20 protein-coding genes are annotated in these 23,028 nt (G+C 59.9%); 11 read left to right on the plus strand and 9 right to left on the minus strand.

The window, feature by feature from the left end:
* The 7 genes from BCM02_RS24855 to BCM02_RS24885 all read right to left on the minus strand — a co-directional run bounded on the left by BCM02_RS24855 (position 1) and on the right by BCM02_RS24885 (position 9,558).
* A complete protein-coding gene (locus BCM02_RS24855) occupies positions 1-498 on the minus strand; it encodes an acyl-CoA thioesterase (protein ID WP_148931828.1) in 498 nt (165 codons plus the stop codon).
* Positions 499-851: 353 nt separating this feature from the next.
* On the minus strand, positions 852-2,603 hold the full coding sequence (pyk, locus tag BCM02_RS24860) for a pyruvate kinase (protein WP_148931829.1): 1,752 nt from the start codon (positions 2,601-2,603) through the stop codon (positions 852-854).
* A 163-nt stretch (positions 2,604-2,766) separates the two neighbouring features.
* Positions 2,767-3,789 (minus strand): acetyl-CoA carboxylase carboxyltransferase subunit alpha, encoded by a 1,023-nt coding sequence (locus tag BCM02_RS24865; RefSeq protein WP_148931830.1) that lies wholly within the window; start codon positions 3,787-3,789, stop codon positions 2,767-2,769.
* A complete protein-coding gene (gene accD / locus BCM02_RS24870) occupies positions 3,779-4,651 on the minus strand; it encodes an acetyl-CoA carboxylase, carboxyltransferase subunit beta (RefSeq protein ID WP_148931831.1) in 873 nt (290 codons plus the stop codon). The genes BCM02_RS24865 and accD overlap by 11 nt, the downstream gene beginning before the upstream one ends.
* A 36-nt stretch (positions 4,652-4,687) precedes the next feature.
* Complete coding sequence (locus tag BCM02_RS24875) at positions 4,688-4,882, minus strand: glutamate decarboxylase (protein WP_148931832.1); 195 nt, start codon at positions 4,880-4,882, stop codon at positions 4,688-4,690.
* Positions 4,883-5,092: 210 nt separating this feature from the next.
* Complete coding sequence (locus BCM02_RS24880) at positions 5,093-5,581, minus strand: phosphatidylglycerophosphatase A family protein (protein WP_148931833.1); 489 nt, start codon at positions 5,579-5,581, stop codon at positions 5,093-5,095.
* 197 nt (positions 5,582-5,778) lie between these two features.
* Positions 5,779-9,558, minus strand: coding sequence for a DNA polymerase III subunit alpha (locus BCM02_RS24885; protein WP_148931834.1), 3,780 nt, complete (start codon positions 9,556-9,558; stop codon positions 5,779-5,781).
* A gap of 149 nt (positions 9,559-9,707) precedes the next feature.
* Here BCM02_RS24885 and BCM02_RS24890 point away from each other — a divergent pair, with 149 nt between their 5' ends.
* The 3 genes from BCM02_RS24890 to BCM02_RS24900 all read left to right on the plus strand — a co-directional run bounded on the left by BCM02_RS24890 (position 9,708) and on the right by BCM02_RS24900 (position 10,948).
* On the plus strand, positions 9,708-10,043 hold the full coding sequence (locus BCM02_RS24890) for a YtrH family sporulation protein (RefSeq protein WP_148931835.1): 336 nt from the start codon (positions 9,708-9,710) through the stop codon (positions 10,041-10,043).
* Positions 10,044-10,046: 3 nt separating this feature from the next.
* Positions 10,047-10,562 (plus strand): sporulation membrane protein YtrI, encoded by a 516-nt coding sequence (locus BCM02_RS24895; RefSeq protein WP_148931836.1) that lies wholly within the window; start codon positions 10,047-10,049, stop codon positions 10,560-10,562.
* 89 nt (positions 10,563-10,651) lie between these two features.
* Complete coding sequence (locus BCM02_RS24900; protein ID WP_148931837.1) at positions 10,652-10,948, plus strand: YtpI family protein; 297 nt, start codon at positions 10,652-10,654, stop codon at positions 10,946-10,948.
* 60 nt (positions 10,949-11,008) lie between these two features.
* On the opposite strand, the gene BCM02_RS24905 is transcribed toward BCM02_RS24900, so the two are convergent.
* Positions 11,009-12,352 carry a DRTGG domain-containing protein gene (locus BCM02_RS24905; RefSeq protein WP_148931838.1) on the minus strand — a complete coding sequence of 448 codons (1,344 nt, stop codon included), beginning with the start codon at positions 12,350-12,352 and terminating at the stop codon, positions 11,009-11,011.
* A gap of 133 nt (positions 12,353-12,485) precedes the next feature.
* Here BCM02_RS24905 and BCM02_RS24910 point away from each other — a divergent pair, with 133 nt between their 5' ends.
* Positions 12,486-13,892 carry a sensor histidine kinase gene (locus BCM02_RS24910; protein WP_148931839.1) on the plus strand — a complete coding sequence of 469 codons (1,407 nt, stop codon included), beginning with the start codon at positions 12,486-12,488 and terminating at the stop codon, positions 13,890-13,892.
* 228 nt (positions 13,893-14,120) lie between these two features.
* A complete protein-coding gene (locus tag BCM02_RS24915) occupies positions 14,121-15,518 on the plus strand; it encodes a sensor histidine kinase (RefSeq protein ID WP_148931840.1) in 1,398 nt (465 codons plus the stop codon).
* Positions 15,519-15,660: 142 nt separating this feature from the next.
* On the opposite strand, the gene BCM02_RS24920 is transcribed toward BCM02_RS24915, so the two are convergent.
* Positions 15,661-15,996 carry a YlbF family regulator gene (locus BCM02_RS24920; RefSeq protein WP_148931841.1) on the minus strand — a complete coding sequence of 112 codons (336 nt, stop codon included), beginning with the start codon at positions 15,994-15,996 and terminating at the stop codon, positions 15,661-15,663.
* 183 nt (positions 15,997-16,179) lie between these two features.
* Here BCM02_RS24920 and BCM02_RS24925 point away from each other — a divergent pair, with 183 nt between their 5' ends.
* Genes BCM02_RS24925 through BCM02_RS24950 form a run of 6 tightly spaced genes read left to right on the plus strand, consistent with a single transcriptional unit; the run spans position 16,180 to position 22,970 of the window.
* Positions 16,180-17,550 (plus strand): YheC/YheD family endospore coat-associated protein, encoded by a 1,371-nt coding sequence (locus tag BCM02_RS24925; protein ID WP_148931842.1) that lies wholly within the window; start codon positions 16,180-16,182, stop codon positions 17,548-17,550.
* 36 nt (positions 17,551-17,586) lie between these two features.
* Complete coding sequence (locus tag BCM02_RS24930) at positions 17,587-18,819, plus strand: YheC/YheD family endospore coat-associated protein (protein WP_148931843.1); 1,233 nt, start codon at positions 17,587-17,589, stop codon at positions 18,817-18,819.
* Complete coding sequence (locus BCM02_RS24935) at positions 18,816-20,186, plus strand: YheC/YheD family endospore coat-associated protein (RefSeq protein ID WP_148931844.1); 1,371 nt, start codon at positions 18,816-18,818, stop codon at positions 20,184-20,186. Before BCM02_RS24930 ends, BCM02_RS24935 begins: the two co-directional genes overlap by 4 nt.
* A 3-nt stretch (positions 20,187-20,189) precedes the next feature.
* Complete coding sequence (locus BCM02_RS24940) at positions 20,190-21,329, plus strand: YheC/YheD family endospore coat-associated protein (RefSeq protein ID WP_148931845.1); 1,140 nt, start codon at positions 20,190-20,192, stop codon at positions 21,327-21,329.
* A gap of 26 nt (positions 21,330-21,355) precedes the next feature.
* Positions 21,356-21,796 carry a GNAT family N-acetyltransferase gene (locus BCM02_RS24945; protein ID WP_148931846.1) on the plus strand — a complete coding sequence of 147 codons (441 nt, stop codon included), beginning with the start codon at positions 21,356-21,358 and terminating at the stop codon, positions 21,794-21,796.
* Between the two features lie 16 nt (positions 21,797-21,812).
* A complete protein-coding gene (locus BCM02_RS24950; protein ID WP_148931847.1) occupies positions 21,813-22,970 on the plus strand; it encodes a YheC/YheD family endospore coat-associated protein in 1,158 nt (385 codons plus the stop codon).
* Positions 22,971-23,028 lie beyond the last annotated feature (58 nt).

Raw genomic sequence — 23,028 nt, forward strand, 5'->3', positions numbered from 1 at the left:
CTATCGGCCCCTTTCTTCGCGCACGGCCTGCCGGAGCGCCGCGTAGTGGTCCGGCATCGCCTTGTCGAGCCGGCTCGGTCGAAATTCCGCGTTCACCCATACATGCTTCGTGCCGCCCTGCACCAGCAGCTCGCCCGGCGGAACCTCGCCCTCGAAGCGCCTGCCCTGCCACGCCTCCTCCGTCACGCGCCTCACCTCGGAGCGGAACGAAATGCGGACCGGCGAGAACTGTTCGACCGCGGTGCACACGAGCACCGTATCGTCGTATTTGGCCGGCAAGATGAACTTGCAGGCGAGATCGACGACGGGCAATAGCAGGCCGGCGGCTTCGATTTCCTTATACGACATGCTCAAATGCCGAACCAGTTCGGTCCGTCCGATCTCGAACCATGTCGCGTAATTGCCGTGAAAAACGACCCCCATCTGGTCGGTCTCCTGGTAACGCACCCGCAGCGGATGCAAATACCAGATCAGCGGCTTCTCCTCTTGCTCTTCCATCCGACTTCCCCTCTCTCAGGTGAATGAGTAAACGCGAAACTTATAAATGCTTGTATTTGAACAAAAGCGACGGCGCCTATGCGCCATCGCTCTTGTTGTCTATCTTTATACTGAACGTTACTGAGGTTCGCTCGGCCGGCGGCCATCGCTCTTGTTGTCTATCTTTATACTGAACGTTACTGAGGTTCGCTCGGCCGGCGGCCATCGCTCTTGTTGTCTATCTTTATACTGAACGTTACTGAGGTTCGCTCGGCCGGCGGCCATCGCTCTTGTTGTCTATCTTTATACTGAACGTTACTGAGGTTCGCTCGGCCGGCGGCCATCGCTCTTGTTGTCTATCTTTATACCGAACGTTACATTACTTTCGCTTGGCCGGAGTAGATGACGCCCACTTCCGCGTACACCGTGACTTCCGCGCCGTCATGGAGCACCTCAAGCGCGTTGTTTACGCCGAGAATGACCGGGATGCCCAGGTTCAGCGCGACGATCGCCGCGTGGCTCGTGACGCCGCCTTGCTCCGTGATAACGGCTGCCGCCTTCTCGATTGCCGGCATGTATTCGCGATCCGTGGAACCCGTTACGAGAATCGCGCCTTCCGTCGTCTTCGCGATCGCTTCTTGCGGCGAACGCGCCGTGACGATTTTGCCCGTCGCGCTCTGCGTGCCGATGCCTTGGCCTTTCGCCAGCAGCTCGCCCACGGTGTGGATCTTGATCAGGTTCGTCGAGCCCGAACGGCCAACCGGTACGCCTGCCGTAATGATGACCGTATCGCCCAGTTTCACGATGCCGGAGTCGATGCCGCCGCGAACGGCGATGTCGAACATTTCGTCCGTCGTGTCCGCCGGCGTGCCTTTCACCGGAATAACGCCCCATACGAGCGCCAGACGACGCATCACTTGCTCCTCCGGCGTCACCGCGATAATCGGCGATTTCGGACGATACTTCGCGATCATACGCGCCGTGTAGCCGCTCTCGGTCGACGTGATGATCGCCTTCGCGCTCAGATCAAGCGCCGCGTTCGCGACCGCTTGGCTGATCGCTTCGGTCACGGTCGTTTGCTGCGCGCTCGCCAGTTTCGTGAAAATCTCGCGGTATTCCAGCGCGGATTCGGCGCGCACCGCGATGCGGGACATCGTTTGCACCGATTCAACCGGGTATTTGCCGGCAGCCGTCTCGCCGGAGAGCATGATCGCATCCGTGCCGTCGAAGATCGCGTTCGCCACGTCGCTTGCTTCCGCGCGCGTCGGGCGCGGGTTGCGCTGCATGGAGTCGAGCATCTGCGTTGCCGTGATGACCGGTTTGCCGGCGCGGTTGCACTTCTGGATCATTTGCTTTTGCACGAGCGGCACTTCTTCCGCCGGGATCTCGACGCCGAGGTCGCCGCGCGCGACCATCAGGCCGTCGGACACTTCAAGAATTTCGTCCAGGTTGTCCACGCCCTGCTGGTTCTCGATCTTGGAGATAATCTGAATGTGGGATGCGCCGTGTTTCTCCAGCAGCTCGCGGATCTCCAGCACGTCGCTTGCTTTGCGCACGAACGAAGCCGCGATGAAGTCGACGCCTTGCTCGATGCCGAATACGATGTCGTTCGCGTCCTTCTCGGTAATGCCCGGCAGGGAGATCGCCACGCCCGGCACGTTCACGCCCTTCTTGCTCTTGACCGGACCGCTGTTGATGATGCGGCAGTGAATCTCCGTGCCTTCGATCGCTTCGACCGTCAGGCCGATCAAGCCGTCGTCGATCAGGATCGAGGAGCCAACGTGCACGTCTTGCGGCAGGTTGGCATATGTAACCGGAATCCGCTTGTTGTCGCCGATGATTTCTTCCGTCGTCAACGTCACCGTCTCGCCTTGGATCAGCTCATATTCGTCGGCCAGTTTGCCGAGGCGAATCTCGGGACCTTTCGTATCGAGCAAGATCGCGACCGTCTTGCCGAGTTCTTGGCTCGCTATGCGGATATTCTTGATCCGGCCGCCGTGCTCCTCGAAGTCGCCGTGGGAGAAGTTAAGGCGCGCCACGTTCATGCCGGCGTTGATCAATTTCTTCGTGTTTTCGAGCGATTCGCTGGAAGGGCCGATCGTACATACAATCTTTGTTTTGCGCATGGGAATGTCCATCCTCCGTCTAACTTGGCTTATTTAGTCAATACAGTAAACTTACACGATTCGACATCAAAAGTAAAAGGCGCGTAAAGTCGTTACCCTCGCCCTACATGTGCTAAGGCGCAGCCCGCTCGCGCGGGTGCGCCTTCATTATTACCCTGATTGGCTACGCTTGAGCAGGCTCGGCCGCCTCGGCTGCCAGCGCGGACTCGGACGCTGCGCGGACCGCCGGAGCCGGCTCGAAGAATCGGCCGATGCGGCGGAATTTCGCGTAACGATCTTCGATCAGCGCCTCGGCCGTCATGCCCGACAGCTCCTGCAGATGACGCCATACGGCATCCTTGATCGACTCCGACTGCGCCGCCAGATCGCGGTGAGCGCCGCCCTGCGGTTCCGGGACGATCTCTTCCACGATGCCGAACTCGACCAAGTCCGGCGCCGTGATCTTCATGACGGCCGCCGCTTCGTCCGCGCGGGCGGCGTTCTTCCACAGAATCGCCGCCGCGCCGTTCGGGGAGATCGCGGAGTAGATCGCGTTCTCCAGCATGAGGACGCGGTTGCCCACGCCTAGCGCAAGGGCGCCGCCGCTGCCGCCTTCTCCGATGACGACGCAGATGATCGGCACGCCGAAGGTCGCCATCTCGCGCAGATTGCGCGCGATCGCCTCCGACTGGCCGCGCTCCTCGGCGGTGTTGCCGGGATAGGCCCCCTTCGTATCGATGAAGGTGACGATCGGACGGTTGAACTTGCTTGCCTGCTGCATGAGACGCAGCGCCTTGCGGAAGCCTTCCGGGTGAGGAGAGCCGAAGAATCGCGCGATGTTATCCTTCGTGTCCTTGCCCCGCTGATGGCCGATGACCGTCACGGGCACGCCGTTCAGCTTGGCCAGTCCGCCCACGATCGCCAGGTCGTCCGCGAAGAGGCGGTCGCCGTGCAGCTCGATGAAGTCCGTGAATACCGCATGAATGTAATCCAGCGACGTCGGACGCTGATGGTGCCTCGCCAGATGCATCTTCTGGGCCGGCGTCAGCTCGCTGTACAATTCTTCCTGCAGCTGGCGGCAGCGATCCTCCAACCGCGAGATCTCGTCCGAGAAATCGATGCCGGAGCCTTCGCTTACTTTCTTCAGCTCCGCGATCTTGTTGCGCAGCTCGATAAGCGGCTTTTCAAATGGAAGTTCACCCGCCATGGGTGGTGTCCCCCTTTACGCTATGCATATCAAGCAGCTTCGTCAGCAGCGGCTTCAGGTCCTTGCGGTGAACGACCTTGTCCAGCTGTCCGTGCTGCAGGTTGAATTCCGCCGTCTGGAAGTTGTCCGGCAGCTTCTGGCGGATCGTCTGCTCGATGACGACGCGGCCGGCGAAACCGAGAAGCGCGCCGGGCTCGGCCAAATTGTAATCGCCAAGCGACGCGAAACTCGCGGATACGCCGCCAGTAGTAGGATCGGTTATTACGGATATGTATAAACCGCCGTCTCCTTGGAATTTGGCCAGCGCCGCGCTCGTCTTCGCCATCTGCATCAAGCTCAGAATGCTTTCTTGCATCCGGGCCCCGCTAGAAGTCGAGAAGATGATGATCGGCAGACGCTTGCTGTGGGCTTGTTCGATCGCGCGCGTGATTTTCTCGCCGACGACCGAACCCATGCTGCCCGCGAAGAAATCGAAGCTCATGACCGCCAATACGACCGGGAATCCGCCGATCGTGCCGTCGCCGGTGACGACCGCGTCCTTCAGGCCCGACTTCTCCTTCTGGGCTTCGACCTTCTTGGCGTAATCCGGGAATCCGAGCGGATCTTCCGATACGAGATCGGCATCGTATTCGTTCAGCTTCCCGTCGTCGAGAATCATGCCGATCCGCTCCCAGGCGGTAAGCCGCAGATGATGGCCGCAGCTCGGACATACCTTAAGCGTTTTCTCGATTTCCTTGCTGAACTGAATGTTCCCGCACTTCGGGCATTTGGTCATGAGTCCTTCCGGCAGCTCGGGCTTGCTCCGCTGTCCTCCGGAAGGAATGGTGGCGTATTTCTTTTTATGAAATAAGTCCTTGAACACAAGAGACACCTCTTTGGGGGCGCAGTAGTTTTTAACCTAACGTTGCGAATTCAATATGCTGTTGAGCACTTCCTGCACTTCTTCCAGCTCGCCGGATGGGACCAATATCTCAAACTGCTGCTTGGACACATTGATCGGGCGGATTTTTACAAGAAACCCTTCCTGGGTCAGCCGGTTTTTAATGGTTTCCGCAATCTTCGGTGTTTGCGCGATATAGATAACCGTCCACATGAAAGGTACCTCCTGAACATTAAACTGGCTGCAAAAGCCGCCGCGGCGCGGGTGCCGCGCCGATATTCCATCACGGTATCCGGGCATATGATGCCATAATGATATCATAAATGCGGAATTGCCCGCAATGCGCGCCGGTTCCTTGCAGCCAGCGGACGATGTGCGCCTTTCATGCGGTAACCCGAAGCTACGGACATACCTGCCTTCGGATTACTCCGGAACGCCGTATTGGTTCGCCTTCGAGTCCTGATGGGCGATTCGCGCCGACGCCGCCGCCGCGAGGCCCGCGACAAGGTCGTCGAGGAAGACGTGAATATGCTTGCCTTTCTCGTTCAAGCGCCGAATGATGCCGGGCTTCACTTTATCAAGATAACCGAAACTGGTCAAGCCAATCATGCCATATACGTTGGTAATGCCGAGCGCGAGCGTCTCGTCGACGCCGTACAAGGATTCATCCGCTTCCATGATCGCCTGCAGCGGCGCCGGAAGCAGCTTCCGTTCCGCCAGCTCGTCTAGGGCGATTCCCGTGAACATCACATACTGCACCTCGCGTTTGCCCAGGACGGCGAGCACGCTGCTCTCGCATTCCGCCAGCGTCAGATCGGCGTTGTACGGACGTTGAAGCGAGTATACGATATCTGCCACGTCGGCGACCGTCACGCCGCGGCTTTCGAGCCATTTTACCATTTCGGTCGACATAGATTCATCCCTCCGCTTCGGCTTGTACGCGCTCAGCAGGTCTAGCGACGCCTATTGGCAACGCCACCGGTCGAGCGTTCAAGCGGCGAACTGCCGGAGCCGGGGGCCTGATGGACGAGCGTCCGGGACAGCCGGCTCCGTGTTTCCTAAATGTATGCGGAGGGGCGGCCTGTTGTGCATGAAAAAAAACGCCATCGTTATTTTACGACGGCGGAACCATGCCCGAACAGCGCTTCGATCTCCCGCAGCAGCGGCTGCGAAGGCTTGACGCGGTAAGCGTCGCTGAGGGCGACGGTCTGCTGGCGGCCTTCGTAGAAGAGCACCGTCTCCAGCGGACCGGCGCTCGCCGCCAACAGCGCTTTCAGCCGGTCGAGCGCGCCGGGTTCTTCCCGCCCGGCCGGAATTTTGATATAGACGCGCTGCTCGCGCTTAGGGCGCGAGGCGCTGTCGCGAGCAGCGGCCGGGGCGGCTTTCCGCGGCTGCGAGTCATTAGCCGGCATCCGCAGGCCGGCTGTTTCCTGCCGAGCGGCTGTCGGCGCCGTCCTCGGCCCGTTCGGAACCGGGGCATGGTCATTGTCCTGCCCCTGCCCGACGGCCGCCTGACGAGCGCGCGGGCCGTCGGGCTGCGCGTTACTGACGCGTGCGGAGCCGCCCGCATGCTTCGTTCCTCCGGGGGAGGAGGCTCGCGGCGATTCTCCGCCGCGGGCGAATCCGCCCCGCCGGCCGGCGCGCGCGCGCTGCTGCAGCCGCTTCACGTCGTCCGCCAGCCGGCCCGAAGCCGCCGCTTGCGCAAGCGGCACCGACTCTTCCAGGATGAGCTTGAAATCCTCCTCCTGATGCTGGACGCCCGCCTGCAGCACCACGAGATTGCCCGGCTGCAGCAGCGCGGACTGACGCTGCCAGACCGAAGGAAATGCCACCGCTTCGACCTTCAGAATGCGATCCTCCACCTCGAGGAACGCCATCGACTGCCCCTTCTTGGTCGTAAACGGCTTGACGGATACGACCATCCCCGCGATATGGGCAGTCGCCCCTTCCGGCGCCTCCGCCAGATCGACGAGCCGGTCCAGTCCAAGCGGTTCCAGCGTCCGTTCATAATCATCGAGCGGATGGCCGGATAGATAGAGCCCCAGCAGTTCGCGCTCGAGCGCCAGCTGCTGACCGGTCGTGAACGGCTGCACCTCGGGCAAGGTGACGTCCCAGTTCTGCACCTCGTCGAACCCGAACAGCTCGATCTGCAGCTCCTCGCGGTCCTTCCGCCAGCGCGCCGCGGCTTCCACCGTCTCGTCGAGCGCCGCGAACAGCTGCGCCCGGTGTCCGCCGAGCGCATCGCACGCCCCCGCCTGCACGAGCGATTCCAGCACGCGCTTGTTGACGACGCGAAGATCGACCCGCCGGCACAAATCGACCAAACTGTCGAACGGACGCTCTGCCCGCTCCTTCATGATCGAATCGATCGCCTGGGCGCCGACGTTCTTGATCGCGGCCAGGCCGAAGCGAATCGCCTCGCCTACCGGCGTGAACGAGACGCCGCTCTCGTTGACGTCAGGCGGCAGCACCGCGATGCCCATCCGTCGGCATTCGTCCACGTATTCGGCCACCTTGTGCTGGTTGCCCGTCACCGACGCGAGCATAGAGGCCATGAACGGCACCGGGTGATTCGCCTTCAGCCACGCCGTCTGGAACGCGAGGACGCCGTAAGCCGCCGCGTGGGCGCGGGGGAACCCGTAATCCGCGAAACGCACGATCATGTCGTATACCGCGTTAGCATCCTCCTGCGCATAGCCTTGGCTTAGACTGCCTTCGACAAAATGAGCGCGCTGCTCATCCAGCACTTCGCGTTTCTTCTTCGACACGGCACGCCTCAGCAAGTCGGCTTCGCCGAGCGAGAAGCCCGCCATCGTCGAAGCGATCTGCATGATCTGCTCCTGGTAGACGATAATGCCGTACGTATCCGCCAAGATCGGTTCAAGCGACGGATGCGGGTATTCGACCTTAATAGCGCCGTGCTTGCCCTGGATATATTTCGGGATGAACTCCATCGGACCCGGACGGTAGAGCGCCAGCACCGAGACGATATCCTCGAATTCCGACGGCTTCATCTCCTTCAGCACGCGCCGTACGCCCGCCGATTCCAATTGGAAAATGCCGGTCGTATCGCCCCGGCCGAGCATCGCGTACGTCGGCGGATCATTGTCCGGAATATGCCGGAAATCGACGGTTATGCCATGCTGTTTCTTCACCCAGGCAAGCGCCCTCTCCAGGATCGAGAGCGTGCGCAGGCCGAGAAAGTCCATCTTGAGCAGGCCCACGGATTCCAGATGCTCCATCGAGTATTGCGTCAACGCGGTTCGCTCCGTGCCGGCCTGAAGCGGTACCACGTCGGTAAGCGGACTGCCCGAGATGACGACGCCGGCCGCATGGGTCGACGCGTGCCGCGGCATCCCTTCGACCTTCAGCGCCATCTCCATCAGCGCCTTCGTCTTCGGCTGGCGCTCCGACGCCTCGCGCAAATCGTTGCTGACCCGAAGCGCTTCGGCAAGCGTCATGCCGAGCTGTCCCGGAATGAGCTTCGCCGCGCGGTCCACCTCGGCGAACGGCACGTTCATCGCCCGGCCGACGTCGCGCACCGCGGCGCGCGCCGCCATCGTCCCGAACGTGATGATCTGCGCGACATGCTCCTCCCCGTACTTCGCGCACACGTAAGCGATAACCTCGTCGCGGCGCTCGTCGTTGAAGTCGATGTCGATATCGGGCATCGTGATCCGCTCGGGATTGAGGAAACGCTCGAAAAGCAGTTTATATTTGAGCGGATCGACGTCGGTGATGCGCAGCGTATAGGCAACCAAACTTCCTGCCGAAGAACCTCGTCCCGGTCCGGTCCGGATGCCCTGCTCGTGCGCGAACCGAATGAAGTCCCAAACGATCAGGAAGTAATCGCTGAACCCCATCTTCTCGATGACGGACAGCTCATACGCCAACCGCGTCTCCGCAGCCGCCTTGAATCCGGGGTCTTCATTCCACTCGGGCTTGCCGGCGTAACGAGCCTCTAGCCCCTCCGCGCACAGCACCGCCAAATAGGATGCGCTTGCCATGCCCCGCGGAAGCGGTCCGAACGAAGGCAGCAGCGCCCGGTCGAACGTCAGCTCCAGGTTGCACTTCTTCGCGATCTCGGCCGTTCGCGCGACCGCATCCGGCGCCTGACGGAACAGCTGCTCCATCTCGTCCCCGCTCTTCAAATACATCTGGTCGGTCAACATGCGCATCCGATCCTCGTCGTCGACCGTCTTGCCCGTCCCGATGCAAATGAGCACGTCTTGGACGGCCGCATCGTCCGGGCGGAGATAGTGCACGTCGTTCGTGGCGGCCAGCGGAATGCCGGTCTCCTTCGACAGCTCGATCATCCGCCGGACGACCTTCTTCTGGTCGAGCAGTCCGTGATCTTGCAGTTCCAGATAAAAGTCTTCGCCGAAAATCTCCTTATACCGCAGCGCCGCCCGCAGCGCCTCGTCGTCCCGGTCGTGCAGCAGATGCCAAGACACTTCGCCTTTCAGGCAGGCGCTCAGGCATACCAGCCCTTCCGAATACTGCGCCAGCACCTCGTGATCGATGCGCGGTTTATAATGAAAGCCCTCCAGTTGGCCGATCGAGCAAAGCTTCATTAAGTTCTTGTAGCCCGTTTCGTTCTTGGCAAGCAAGATGAGATGGTAGGTCGGATTGTCCTTCCGCGAACCCTTCTCGAACCTGGACCCCGCCGTCAAATAAACTTCGCAGCCGATGATCGGCTTAATCCCGTTCGCCCGGCACGCCTTATAGAACGCGATCGCCCCGTACATGACGCCGTGGTCCGTCAAGGCGAGCGCCTTCATGCCCAGTTTCGCCGCCTGGGCGGTCAGGTCGCGGATGCGCGCCGCGCCGTCCAACAGGCTGTATTCGCTATGAACGTGCAAATGCACGAATTCGTTCTCGGCGCTCATGGCCGTCCCCTTCTTCCCCGAGCGCGAAACACGTGTTCGCGTCCTTTTTCGACTAGTTTAACATATTACGGCCCCGAACGGCCATAGAATGAGACTAGTGGGGACACGCCTCCCCATAATTTACGAGCGAAGCGGGGCGAATGCGCGCCATGGTCAATATACATCCGGTACTCGTGCTGGCCTTTATCGATTTCTTCACGGCGTTCGGCGTCGTGTTCGGCGGCGCCATGCTGGCTGGCATCGGCGCGACTTTCTTGTTCATGCCCCCGTCGACGATGATGCTCAAGACGGCCGCGAACCTGAAAATATGGGCGGTCGTCGCGGCGATCGGCGGCTCCATCGACCCGATCCGGGTCATCGAGAGCAATCTGTCCGACGGCCAGCTGTCCCCGGTGGCGCAGCAAGTCGCCTTCATCGTCTGCGCCTTCCTCGGCGCGCACATGGGCACGGAGCTGATCCGCTGGCTCTGCAAGGGGGCGGCCTGACCGATGCGCGTTCCTCCGTTCGAACGTTACGCGGTGCTTACCCAAGGCGCGGCGAGCTTCGTCGTCGGCGCGATCGTCGGCGCGATTTTCTATCATTCCATCTTCACGGCGAACTTCGAGGCGGTCATGAACGCCAATTCGGACATGGAACAGCAGCTTTCCCAGTACGAGGTGGATCTGAAGGAGCTCAAACAGTTCAAGAACAAGCACTCCGTCATCAAGAGCGTCCTGCCGCTACAAGAGGACACCCGAGATTCGGAGGGCGAAGCGATCGTCTTCGACGAGTTGACGAAAGCCGAGCTGAAGAAGCGCGTCCGGGCGAACTTGAACGCCCTGCTCGGGACAAGCATTTACGATATCGGCACCAATTCCAAAATCGCCCGGTTGCTCCTCGACGACAAGGTGTTCACCGGCATCTACGGCAACTCGTATACGATCGAAATCAAGACGATGCTCGTCTCCGACAACGTCCTGCAGGTATGGTTCCAGGCGAGCGTCCTCAAGCCGTCGCCGGGCTGAAGCGCAGGCCCCGCTTGTTTCGCCAAGCGGCTGGATTCATGGTACAATAAGAGGCAATATGTTACACGTAAAGGAGCTGTCCCTTCGTCATGGAAATTGCCCTCCACTGGGTGCTTATCATCGCCATCATCGCGGTGTCCGTCTGTTCGGTTACCTTCAGCTTCAAGGCGCGCCGGTCGTCCGATGCCCGCGTTCGCGGCTTGAACACCTCGCTGATGAACGTCTGCATGGGCGTCATGCTTATGCTGCTATCGTTGTTCTTCCTGCTGTTGTATAGCGGGTCGACCGTCAAAGTAATCGTCAGCACGCTGCTGATCATCATTGGGCTGTTCAATCTGTTCGCCGGCTTGCGCAACCACAGCGTTTATCGTTCGATGAAAGGGTAGCCCCGGGCTACCCTTTTTTTATTGTTCCGGTTAGGAAGCGACGGCGAATCGCCGCGCCGGTCAGAACGGATCGATCAGCTGGGCGGTTAGCATGGCCTTCGCGGCGAGTCCGCTCGCATCGGACAGCTCGACCTCGAGCTTCGCGTTTTTGCGGCTCATCTCGAGCAGCTTCGGCACGATCGACACTTCGCTCTCCAACTGCAGCGGACGGATGAAATACGTGCTGAAGCTGTCGATTCCGTGATCGCGCTTGCCGAGCTCCCTGATCAGCCCGCGGGCCGCCTGCGCCATCAACGTCACGAGCACGCCTTCGGAGATGACGCCGAGCGCGCCGGACATCTGCGGCGTAATTTTGCCCCGGAATATCCAACCCTCTCCCGTCCCCTCCGCCTTCATGAATCCCGCGCCGATCAAATCTTCGAACGTATCGCCCGACTCCTGCTGCTTGCCGGCATATCGCATCGCGTCCAGCACCTCCGATCGCGTCAACGTCGCGAGCAGCTTGCGGTTCTTATCGACGATCGGCAGCAGGTCGATGCCCTCGGCCGCCATCGTGTGCGCCGCCGACGCGATCGGAATGTTCGGTGCCGCCGTGATGGGGTGACGCGTCATCAGCTTGTCCACCGTCTGCGTCTCCGGCGCGCCTTCCGCATCCTTCATCGTCATCATGCCGACGACGCGGCCGCGATCGTCCAGCACCGGAAAACGCGACCGTCCGGTCCGCGCCGCGAGGGCGTGGAAATCCCGGTTCGTCTCGTTCGTGCGCATCGTCTCGATCGGACGGCTGTACGTGACGATGTCCTCCACCAGCATGATTTTCTGCTTAATCAGCCGGTCGTACATCGCGCGGTTGATCATCGAGGCGACCGTGTACGTATCGAATTTGGACGAAATGACGGGCAGTCCGCGTTCGTCCGCCAGCCGCTTCATCTCCTCGCTCGTCCCGAAGCCGCCCGTGATCAGCACGCCCGCCCCGTGCTCCAGCGCGATGCCGTGCGCGCGGTCCCGGTTGCCGACGATAAGCAGGCTGCCCGCGTCGATATAGCGGCTCATGGCGTCGAGCTCCATGGCGCCGATGACGAATTTGTGCAGCGTCTTCTCAAGGCCCGACGCCCCGCCGAACACCTCGCCCTCCACGATGTTCGCCACTTCCGCGAACGTCAGCCGCTCGACCGCGCCGCGGTTTTTGCGGTTGATCCGCACCGTGCCGATCCGCTCCTTCGTGCTGACGAGTCCGAGCGCCTCCGCTTCCTTGATCGCTTTGTACGCCGTTCCTTCGCTCACTTCGAGTTCTTCCGCCATCGTGCGCACGGACAGACGGGTGCCGATTTTCAGCTTCGTTATATATTGAATGATCCGCTCGTGCTTCGTATGCGCGACATTGCCGCGATCGTCTGTTTCCATCGGTCCCGCTCCTTTTTCACAATACGACAAATAATGATTCCTATTTTAGCAGAAAGCCGATAAAGTAAGGAGTATAGTAGGGTTATACATAAGCTTAACACGCTCCAGCCTAGCTAAGAGAGGCAGACTACCGATGCAAAATTTGGACGAGGTCCTTAATCGCATTTATACGTTTTTCATTATCAGCTATCCGCAATTCGTCATTTATGTGTATTTTGCCGCCGTCCTGCTGGGCATATGGCAGCCCATCCTTCGGCGCCGACTGATGCTACTCGGGATCTTCGCGCTCATTTACGTGGACGTTCTATTCGCCGTGCTGCCAACATCGCTTCATATAGTAAACTCAATGGCGACCAGTCTAACGGTAATTTGGTTCGTTTTCCGAAGACAGTCCGCCAAGATGAAATTGCTCATCTTGACGCTTCTCAACTTCATGGGCATCCTATTCGACACCGGTTTTCTGATCATATATACCAAATTAGGCGGCGATTACAGCAAAATGTGGGATACCGCGCCTCTTCTCATGTACCTGGTATATTGGGTACTATTCAGCGTGCTGCTCTATGCAGGACGCAGATTGCAGCGAAGAGAAACGTCGCCGTTCAAGCGATTCATCGCGTTCCTGATGAGCCTGAGGGGGCGTCCAGCGTTTTACCTGACGCTATTGTCCGTGATGCAAGTCGTTTGCATCTCCTATTTTATACTCAAATACTATGTCGACCCTGTCTTTGACAGCGGGTTTGAAGTGGCGCTGTACGTCTCGCTTATTCTCATTGTGCTGGTCTTGGCATTGGCCATCCGCGAAATTATCAAGACGCGAGAGGAAGCGATCCGGTCCACGCAAAAAACCTACATCTCGGAACTGAATCAAATGTTCGCCACCGTGCGAGGCCAGCGGCATGACTTCATCAACCATGTACAGGTCATGCACTCGCTGCTCGCGATGAACAAAATGGATCGGCTGCGCGAATACATGCACGGCGTCGCGGAAGAAATCCGCAACGTCGACCGCGCGCACGTGGATCATCCGTCGCCCGCGCTGGCCGCGCTCGTCGAAGCCAAGATCGCGATTGCGGACGCCAAACGGATCTCGTTCGATTACCGGATCGACGATGCCCCGGCAACCTTCGGCTCCGTGACGAGCATCGACCTCGTGCGAATGATCGGCAACTTGATCGACAACGCGTTCGACGCCGTCCTCTCCATTCCCGTCGGCGAACGGTACGTGTTGTTAGATATGACTACGATTCGCGGCGCGCTCATCATCTCGGTCACCAATCACGGCACCATCCTGACGGAGGAGCAGATGAACGCCATGCTGACTCCCGGCTATACGACGAAAGCAGGCGAGCACTCTGGTCTTGGCCTAAGCAACGTGGTTGAGCGCGCTGCCGCATACCGCGGTACGGTTGCCGTCGAATCCGACGAGAGTCGAGGCGTCGTCATCACGATTCGCATTCCCAATGTAGCCAAAGCCAAACTAAAAAACCGCAAAGATGCGCGCGCAGCAGATAAAAGGAAACACATGACGGATTCATAGCACCCTTGCTTTTGTGCAGCTATCGTACCAACATTTGAAGATGACTTGGGCGAGGAGCGCGGCGTCGTCATCACGATCAGAATCCCTAACGTGGCGCGCCATGACGCAAGAAAAAAAGCGCATGCTATCAGTTGAAGCGCCTCCGCTCGCCGCGCGTTCGCGAGGCGAATCGCGATTTTCGCAAGAACGTTACGTCACACTTTTCGCCAGCAAGGGAGTTTTTCAACCATGACCTACGCTCGATTCGATGCGCTGCTTGAGTTTTTCTTCATTACGCTTCCGCAAGCCTACGCTATTTTCTGGCTCGTCCATGCGCTGCTCGGCATGCAACAGCCCTTGACTTGGCGGCGCCTCGTCATCGGAACGGCCGTACCGACGACCTATATGGAAATCATGTATAATCTACTCCCGACGTCGTTGCACCTTGTGAATGCTATCATCTCGCTGTTTTTTTCGGTCACGCTGACCTACGCGAAACAAACCTTGAAGCTGCGTTTTCTATTCGTTCTTCTTTTTATCATGCTGGCTATGCTATCGGATTTATTGGCCATATTCATCGCCTCGAATTTCATTGCATTCGAAACCTTTATTAATGGGCCGGTTTACTACAAAATGGCGTTTTGCTTTCCGATTCACTTGACGATGTACGGCATGAGCGTCTATCTCAAACGTAAAGGCTTCGCACCTTTGAAGCAAGCCATGCATTTTGTCATCAGCCTGCGTGGCAAACCGACCTTCTACTTAATCGTCTTATCCGTATTTCAATTTCTATGCGTCGGCTTTTACATCTTTGAAACGTATTTCGACAACACGTACGATGCCGGATTGGGTATTGCGATTTTCATCCCCTTGGTTCTCATCTGCATGGTCTTCATCCACACGGTCCGCCTCATCGTCCGCACCCGCGAGGAAGCGATTCAATCGACGCAGAAGACGTATATCGACGAGATGAACCAGCTGTTCGCCACCGTGCGCGGCCAACGACATGACTTTATCAACCACGTCCAGGTGATGCATACGATGCTCGCCATGAACAAGCTGGACCGGCTGCGCGAGTACATGAGCGGCGTGGCCGAGGAAATCCGCACGGTGGACCGCGCGCACGTCGACCATCCTTCGCCCGCGCTGGCCGCGCTCGTCGAAGCCAAGCTCGCTATCGCCGACGCGAAGCGGATCGCGTTCGATTACCGGATCGAGGATGCCCCGACCGCGTTCGGCGCCGTGACGGGCATCGACCTCGTCCGCATGATCGGCAATCTGATCGACAACGCGTTCGATGCCGTCCTCGCCCTGCCTGCAGGAGAGCGCTTCGTGCTGCTCGAAATGTCCGTCATGCGCGGCGCGCTGGTCATCTCCGTCGCCAATCGCGGAACGGTGCTGACCGACGCGCAGAAGAAAGCGATGGTGACGCCGGGCTACACGACCAAGGAAGGCGAGCACTCCGGTCTCGGCCTCAGCAATGTCGTTGAGCGGGCTGCCCAGTATCGCGGGACGGTCGCGATCGAATCCGACGAGGAGCGCGGCGTCGTCATCACGATCCGAATTCCGAACGTGGCGCGCGCCAAGGACGTCGGACGCGAGCAAGACTCCGCCGCGGAGAGAAGCCGGTCCGCGGACCTTTCCTAACGCCTCGGCTGGAGCAAGCCCTTCTGCTACCGAGCCCAAATTCTTATAACCCGCATAGCGCGCACAACCCAAAGAGCCCGCAGTCCGGCATCATGCCGGATTCTGCGGGCTCTTATCTTTTTTCATCGGCTCGACCCTATGATTAGCCGGCCACGGAACGAAGCGCATCGGAAATAATGCGGTTCACGTCATCGAATACCGCGCTGAACCGGCGCTCCGCGTCGAACAGCCGGCCGATCAGCGGATGACGCGCAATGCTCTCGTATTGCTCGCTCAAGCCGGCCATCACATCCTCCGACGGCTCTTCCCCCGCCATAATTTGCTGCTGAAGCTGGGCTTGGCGCTCGCGAAAATCGTCCATGAGCCGCTTCGCCTCGGGATCGGCGTCCACGGCGGCTTGCGCCGCTTTGAGCGCCTTCGCCTCCTCGCCGTCCGTCAACGCCTTAGCCAGGTCGTACGCCTTGTCGTACACGTTCATCGTCCGTCTCCTCCTCCTTCAAGCCAATCGTCTTCTATAAAAACAGGCTTATTCGCCCTGCAATCGCATGCCTTCCGCCAATCACCAAGGGTGATCTGTCCTCATATGATGAAGTAATTCGCATAAACACCCATAAGACCGCTAGCTGCCCGCCCTCAATTCCCAGCGTGGAAGGAGATTCCTATGCTGAAATCCAAAGTCGCCGTACAAGTGACTAGTCCGGGCATTCTGCCCGATGACGTGGTCATGCTGGGCGATGCTTATTTGAAACCGTGGAAAATCCCGCAAGGCCAGCCGGTCACGCTCAAGTTCGGCGCGATGCGCCAACCCGTTAAGGTCGTTGCGGTCGAGAAATTCGACGGCATGCGCATCAGCCAAAGCCTCGCCAGGCGCATGGGCATTCTGGCGGGCTGTCAGCTTCGGCTGCAGTACCGCAGCGTAGGCGCCGTGCTTGCCCTTGGCCCCTTGATCGGCGTGCTGATCAGCCGGGACGATCCGAGCATGCCGGAAAAACCGTTTGGTTCCATTACGATGTTCTGCAAAGAATTGGTCGATGCCAGCGCCGTCTACGGCGCGCATGTCTATTTCTTTACCCCGGAGGGGATCGGGTCCAGCCATCAGCATGTGGAAGGCTGGGTCTACGCCGGCGGCTGGCGCAAGATCGCCGTGCCCGCGGCCGACGTCATCAGCAACCGGCTTACCTCCCGCAAGCTGGAGAACAAACCCAGCGTACAACATTTTTTCCGAGAAGTAAAATTGCGCCACGGCACCTCCGTCTTCAACGAAAAGTTTCTCGATAAGCCGGAAGTGTTCGAGGCGCTGGGACGCGACCGCGCGCTCGTGAAATATTTGCCCGAGTCGCACGTGCTGCGGAATTACACGATGCTCAAGTCGATGTGCTCCAAATATTCGACCGTCTTCCTTAAGCCCGTCCGCGGCAGTCTCGGCAAAGGCATCATCCGCATCACGCGGCTCGATCAGGAGAATTTCGTCGCCCATCACGCCAACGTAGGAGGCACCCGCAAGCAGCATTTTACGAACCTGGCGAAGCTATTCTCCTCCATCTCCGGCAAGATGAAGTCGGTCCGCTATCAAATCCAGCAAGGTCTGCATCTGATCGATATCGGCGGTCGTCCCGTCGACTTCCGCGCGCTCGTGCAGAAGAACGAACAAGGCAAATGGTCGATGACGTCCATCGTCGCCCGTACCGCGGGCAGCCATCACTTCGTCTCCAACTTAGCCCGTGGCGGCACGCTCAGCACGGTCAAGGAGGCGGTCGCCAAGTCCAATCTGAGCAGCGCGCAAGGCCATGACGCGTCAGCGCGGCTTCAACGCGCCGCGCTCGACATCGCACAGGGCATCGATACGCATATACCGGCCCACTTCGGCGAGCTCGGCATCGATCTGGCGATCGATACGAACGGCCGGGTGTGGCTGCTGGAGGTTAACTCCAAGCCTTCCAAGAACGACAACACGCCGCTTCAGCCGGATCAGAAGATCCGCCCATCCGTCCGCAATCTGATCCGTTACGCCCGGCATTTGGCCGAATTTTAGAAGCGGCTTCGCGCCGCCGCTTAGGAGGCAGCACCGATGAGAGCCCACGCGACGCCCGTATTGGCGATCCTCGCCAGTCCTCCCCGCGCGAGCGCGGGGCAACCCGATGAATCGCCCGGCCGTCTGCCCGAGGACCGGTTCTGCCGCGAGCTGTGCCTTATGGGCGCCGAACTCGGCCTGTACGTCTATGTTGTCCATGCGGACCCGGCTATCGCCGCCATAAGGGGGACGGATTGGAACGGCTACGTCCTGCGAGACGGCCAGTGGGCGCTGCTGCGCTGCCCGTTGCCCGATCTGATCTATGACCGGGCCATCGGCGCGAATCCCGCCGAGCGGCGAGCCAAGGCCGACCTGCTCGAGAAGGTGTCCGCTCTGAAGCCGTTCGCGCCGCTGAACGGCGCCCTTCCCGGCAAGCTCGCCGTCTACGAGGCGCTTCGGGCCGATCCCCGGCTTCGCCCGGCGCTGCCGCCCACGTACGCTTACACGGGCGCCGCCGGTCTGCGGAAGCTGATCGCCCGCTTCCCCGACGGCTTGTTCCTGAAGCCGGACGCCGGGTACCAAGGACGCGGCGCCGTCGCGCTGCACGCCCGCGCCGATGGCTGGCTGGCGCATGGGCGAACGCTTGCGAACGCGGACATCGCGCGCTCGTTCGCGGACGCGGCATCCTGCGCGGCTTGGTGCGAACGTTTCGTTCGCGCCGCCTATATTGCGCAGCCGTATTTGCCGCTTCGGAACGAAGCCGGCGCGAGCTTCGACATCCGCTCGCTGATGCAGAAGGACGAACGAGGCCGCTGGCGCGTCACCGGCATCGCGGTGCGGGAAGGCGCGCCAGGCAGCATCACGTCCAATTTGCACGGGGGCGGCGAAGCCAAAGATGCCGAGGCCGTGCTCGCCGCCCGGTTCGGCGCGGAGGCGGCGCGCCGGCTGCTGCTTCGGACGGCGCGGCTCAGTCTGCGCGCCGCGCGCGCGCTGGAGCTTCGCTTCGGCCGTTTCTTCGAGCTGGGCCTCGATTTCGGCCTTGAACCAAGCGGCCGGCTGTGGCTGATCGAAGCGAACGCCAAGCCCGGCCGCATGTCCTTTCGCGGGAGACCGGTCATCTACCGGCTCGCCGTCCTGCGGCCGCTCCAAGCCGCCCTGCTGCGCGCCGGAACCGGTCGTACCGCATTGTCGCCTATTATGTCGTCGTTCCCTCATCGGTCTACACGCGGCTACACCTACACCCAGCAAGCCCGAAATCATCGGGGATGCATCCAGGAGGTTCATCCATGAGTTTGACATCGTGTCACGTCCACTTTTCACCGCATAACGATAAAGTCATCCACTTGTCGGGTTCGCTCCTTAAATCGCTCAACTTATCCGGCAAGAAGAACGTTCAGCTCAAGCTAGGCAGCGAATCGATCACCGCCGCGCTCAAGCCGATCCGCAAGCAAGGCCATCACGTCTATTTATCCGCAGGCGTACGCCAAACGATCCGCGTGCCGAAGACCGGCAGCATCTCGGTCGTGCAGGCGGCCGAAGGCGAGGTGCAGCTCGGACCGCTCGTCGGCATTCTGACCGACTCGGGCGTGCGCGCATCGAACGCTCCTTTCGGCGGCCGTACCGGGTATATCCGCCAGCTGATCCGCGCCGGCGAAAGCAAAGCCTATATCTTCGCCTTCACCCCGCGCGATATTAATTGGCAGCAAGGTACCGTCAACGGCTATTTCTTGAACGCGCAGGGCAGCTGGTACCGCAAAACGGCGCCGCTGCCGGACGTAGTCTACAATCGGCTCCCGAGCCGCCGGGCGGAAGTATCGTCGCCGATCATCAACCTGCGCGAGCGGTTCATTCGAAATAAAATTCCGTTCTTCAACTGGAGCTTCTTCAACAAGTCCGACGTGTACAAAATGCTCGACAAGGACGTTGAGGCGCTGGAGCATTTGCCCGAATCGGTCAATCATCCGAAGCCGGAAAAAATCAAGGAGATGCTCGAGCGTCATCAATTCGTCTATTTCAAACCGACCGCGGGCAGCCTGGGCATCGGCATTTACCGGTTGACGTACCATCCGAACCGCGGCTACTTCGCGCGCTACCGCCAGAATGGCAGCAACGTGCTGCTGCGCTTTACGCAATTCAACTCTTTGATGCGGATGCTTCAAGGGCGCCATGGCGCGAACCTCAGCCAGTACGTGTGCCAGCAAGGCATTCGTCTGATCGAAATCGACGGCTGCCCGATCGACTTCCGCTTCCACATGCACAAGAACGGCAAGAACGAATGGGTGCCCGTCGGCATCGGCGCGAAGAAAGCCGGCAAAGGTAGCGTCACGACCCATATCAAGAACGGCGGCCAGCTGCTGACGCCTGATCAGGCGCTGACCCAAACGTTCGGCAGCCGCTCGGGCGAGATTTTGGAGAAGGCAAAGAAGGTTTCCATCAAGCTGTGTCAGGCCATCGAGCGCAACTTCCCGCATACGCTGGGCGAGCTTGGCTTGGATATCGGGATCGATAAGGACGGCAATATCTGGATGTTCGAAGCGAACGCCAAGCCGGGCCGCTCCATCTTCGGGCATCCCGCGCTTCGCGGCCAAGGACGTGATTCCTACTCGCATATCATCGAACATTGCCTCTACTTGGCCCGCTTCAAAGGGAGGGAATAGCCGATGGAGCTTGAACTCCAGGATGCCGGGGAGGCGGAAATCTTAGGCAGGCAGCCCGTGCTCGCCATCCTGACGATCGAAGACGATATCCAGCTGTTCCGGGGCAACCGGAGCAACTTCGCGGATTTGATCCGCGCCGGCCGCGAGCACGGCTTTCTCGTCTACGTCGTCACGGTGAAACAATTGAAGCTGACGCGTCGGCAGTTGAACGGGTTTACGTACCATGAGAAGACCGATACGTGGATCGCGCATACGTTCCCGTTTCCCGATCTCATCTACAACCGGATCCCGCTCCGCGAGGACGAACTGCAGCCGTCCGTCAGACGAAAGCTTGAAGCATGCCTGAACCATCCGAACGTTCATCTATTCAACCCGCTCTTTTTCAACAAATGGACGCTCTTCAAATGGCTGCGCGAAGCGCCTGCCACCCGCTCCTATATCCCGTCGACGCGCCGCATGAACAGCCGCGAAGCGCTCAGCGAGATGATGCGGGAGCACCCTTATCTCTACTTGAAGCCGGTTAGCGGCAAAGCCGGCAAAGGCATTATGACCATCAAAGTCCGTCCCGAGAAAACGCTGCCCTTCCGGCTGCAAATTCAAGCCAAACGCAAGAGTATCGCTTACAATTGCGATACGATCGGCAAATTATGGTCGCGGGTGAAACGAGAAAGCGCCGGGGAGCGCTATATCGCGCAGCAAGGCATCCCGCTTGCCTCGTTCCAGACCCGCCGCTTCGATCTGCGCGTCCTCGCGCAGAAGAACATCCGCGGCCAATGGGACATCACCGGCATCGGCGCGCGCGTCGCCGGTTCGCTCAGCATCACGACGCACGTACCGCGCGGGGGAAGCATCGAGGATCCGGAGAAGCTGCTTGTCAGCGTATTTGGCCAAGAAGCTGCGCGTAGGATTTATACGAGAGCCAAACAAGCGGCGCTGGTCATCGCCAAGCAGATCGAACGCGGCGCGGGCATGAATCATGCCGAGATGTCGATGGATCTGGGAATTGACCAATCCGGCAGCATCTGGTTCTTCGAAGCTAACGCGAAGCCGATGAAATTCGACGAGCCGGATATCCGGAAGCAGTCGCTCGACCGGATATTCCAATACGGCCGTTACTTGCTTCGCGGCAGCGGCAAGCGATAGGCTCCGGTGGAGAGGAGGCGGATGAAATGAAGGTGCTGCTGCTCGCTCCCGAGCGCTGGACGCCAATCCTGGCGAAGCTAATCGCCTTCGCCGGACGCCATGGCGATAAGCGGATCACCGCCTCCGCCATCGCCAAGCTTCGCGCGCTCGATCCCGAAGAAGACGTAGATGCCGGCATCGCCGTGGCCACCGAGGACGGCGAACTGGCCGGATTCGCCTTTGCGCTTGCGCAGGGCGAGCGCGCCTGTATCGTCGTCGTGCGCGACGATCTGCGCGGGCGCGGCATCGGCTGCGCCCTGCTTCGCGCGCTGTGCGTGCGGTACGGGCGCCTGTCCTGCACGGTCGCGGCCGACAACGCCTCCAGCATGCAGATGTGCTTCAAGGCCGGGATGACCGCGGTCGCGCTGCAGCGCGGGCCGACCGGAAAACCGACGCTGCGCTTCGAGTACGGCCGTTCGCGCAATTGACCCAAGGAGGATTCCCATGGCCCAACCCGTGCTCGGTATATTGACCCTCTATCTCAACGACGCCGGCCTGCTCGAAGAGCGTCCGGTCTACAAGAAGATGACGCTAGCCGGACAGCAGCTGGGGCTGGATATATTCGTCTTTACGCCGGATGACGTCAACTACAAGACGAATCGCATTCATGCGCATGTTTACGACCCCAATCTAAAGGCATGGCACCGCGAGTGGCGCGCGTTCCCGAATCTGATCTACGACCGCTGCCGCATTCAACGCAGCCCCCGGTTCGAGCGGCTGCAACAGTTCCGCAAGCAATACGGGCATCTGACCTTCCTGAACCGGATGCTTCGCAACAAATGGACGGTTTACCGGACGCTCCGTCTGGAGAGCCGGTTTCGCGAACATTTGCCGGAAACCCGGTTGTATGAAGGACAGAGCGATCTATCGGAGCTGATCCGCAAATATCCGCTGGTTTACTTGAAGCCGATTAACGGCACCGGCGGGCGCGGCATTCTCCGCATCGAGAAGCAGAAGGACGGCACGTATCTGATCCAGGGCCGGGAGCACAATCGGCGGATCATCCGTCCGCAGCGCGTACCGCTCTCTTCGCTGCATGGCCGCCTTGCGTCTTGGGACCTGAAAGGCAACCGATATCTCGTGCAGCAGGGCATCCAGCTCAAGCTGTCCAACGGCCGCGTGCACGACTACCGCATGCTCGTCCAGAAGGACGGCAGCGGCGAATGGACGGTGACCGGCTGCGCGGGACGCATCGGCCCTTCCGGCAGCATCACCTCGAATCTGCATGGCGGCGGCGAGGCGATTCCGATGGTGGATTTAATGCGGCAATGGCTCCGGGACGAGGCGACCGAAGAGACGGCCAAGGCGGCGGCAGAAAGGTTCAGCCTTGAAGTTGCCGCCCATCTGGAAGCGTCATACGGCCGACTCTGCGAGCTTGCCCTCGACTTGGCCATCGATAAGAAAGGTCATATATGGCTGATCGAGGTCAATCCGAAGCCCGCCCGCGAAGTATTCAAACAAATCGGCGACAAGGACACGTACCAGAAAGCGGTCGCGCGTCCGCTCGAATTCGCCTTATGGATGTATGAGCAGAAGCAGCAGCGCAAAGCTTCGGCGGCCGCCCTTAAGCGTAACAAAGGCAAAAAAACCGGTTCTCGTTGAGCATTGAGAACCGGTTTTTTTTTTGTCTTTCAATGCGATTGCTGGCAAAACGAGGAAC

The sequence above is a fragment of the Paenibacillus methanolicus genome, from assembly GCF_008124765.1.
GTDB lineage: Bacteria > Bacillota > Bacilli > Paenibacillales > Paenibacillaceae > Paenibacillus_Z > Paenibacillus_Z methanolicus.

What these genes read in the sequence shown, in the direction of transcription:
- BCM02_RS24920 (WP_148931841.1), bottom strand. Translation starts at nt 15,996, where the DNA reads ATGAACGTGTACGACAAGGCGTACGACCTGGCTAAGGCGTTGACGGAC.
- BCM02_RS24925 (WP_148931842.1), top strand. Translation starts at nt 16,180, where the DNA reads ATGCTGAAATCCAAAGTCGCCGTACAAGTGACTAGTCCGGGCATTCTG.
- BCM02_RS24890 (WP_148931835.1), top strand. Translation starts at nt 9,708, where the DNA reads ATGGTCAATATACATCCGGTACTCGTGCTGGCCTTTATCGATTTCTTC.
- BCM02_RS24940 (WP_148931845.1), top strand. Translation starts at nt 20,190, where the DNA reads ATGGAGCTTGAACTCCAGGATGCCGGGGAGGCGGAAATCTTAGGCAGG.
- BCM02_RS24950 (WP_148931847.1), top strand. Translation starts at nt 21,813, where the DNA reads ATGGCCCAACCCGTGCTCGGTATATTGACCCTCTATCTCAACGACGCC.
- BCM02_RS24885 (WP_148931834.1), bottom strand. Translation starts at nt 9,558, where the DNA reads ATGAGCGCCGAGAACGAATTCGTGCATTTGCACGTTCATAGCGAATAC.
- BCM02_RS24935 (WP_148931844.1), top strand. Translation starts at nt 18,816, where the DNA reads ATGAGTTTGACATCGTGTCACGTCCACTTTTCACCGCATAACGATAAA.
- BCM02_RS24945 (WP_148931846.1), top strand. Translation starts at nt 21,356, where the DNA reads ATGAAGGTGCTGCTGCTCGCTCCCGAGCGCTGGACGCCAATCCTGGCG.
- BCM02_RS24915 (WP_148931840.1), top strand. Translation starts at nt 14,121, where the DNA reads ATGACCTACGCTCGATTCGATGCGCTGCTTGAGTTTTTCTTCATTACG.
- BCM02_RS24930 (WP_148931843.1), top strand. Translation starts at nt 17,587, where the DNA reads ATGAGAGCCCACGCGACGCCCGTATTGGCGATCCTCGCCAGTCCTCCC.
- BCM02_RS24910 (WP_148931839.1), top strand. Translation starts at nt 12,486, where the DNA reads ATGCAAAATTTGGACGAGGTCCTTAATCGCATTTATACGTTTTTCATT.
- pyk (WP_148931829.1), bottom strand. Translation starts at nt 2,603, where the DNA reads ATGCGCAAAACAAAGATTGTATGTACGATCGGCCCTTCCAGCGAATCG.
- BCM02_RS24865 (WP_148931830.1), bottom strand. Translation starts at nt 3,789, where the DNA reads ATGGCGGGTGAACTTCCATTTGAAAAGCCGCTTATCGAGCTGCGCAAC.
- BCM02_RS24905 (WP_148931838.1), bottom strand. Translation starts at nt 12,352, where the DNA reads ATGGAAACAGACGATCGCGGCAATGTCGCGCATACGAAGCACGAGCGG.
- BCM02_RS24900 (WP_148931837.1), top strand. Translation starts at nt 10,652, where the DNA reads ATGGAAATTGCCCTCCACTGGGTGCTTATCATCGCCATCATCGCGGTG.
- BCM02_RS24875 (WP_148931832.1), bottom strand. Translation starts at nt 4,882, where the DNA reads ATGTGGACGGTTATCTATATCGCGCAAACACCGAAGATTGCGGAAACC.
- BCM02_RS24895 (WP_148931836.1), top strand. Translation starts at nt 10,047, where the DNA reads ATGCGCGTTCCTCCGTTCGAACGTTACGCGGTGCTTACCCAAGGCGCG.
- BCM02_RS24880 (WP_148931833.1), bottom strand. Translation starts at nt 5,581, where the DNA reads ATGTCGACCGAAATGGTAAAATGGCTCGAAAGCCGCGGCGTGACGGTC.
- BCM02_RS24855 (WP_148931828.1), bottom strand. Translation starts at nt 498, where the DNA reads ATGGAAGAGCAAGAGGAGAAGCCGCTGATCTGGTATTTGCATCCGCTG.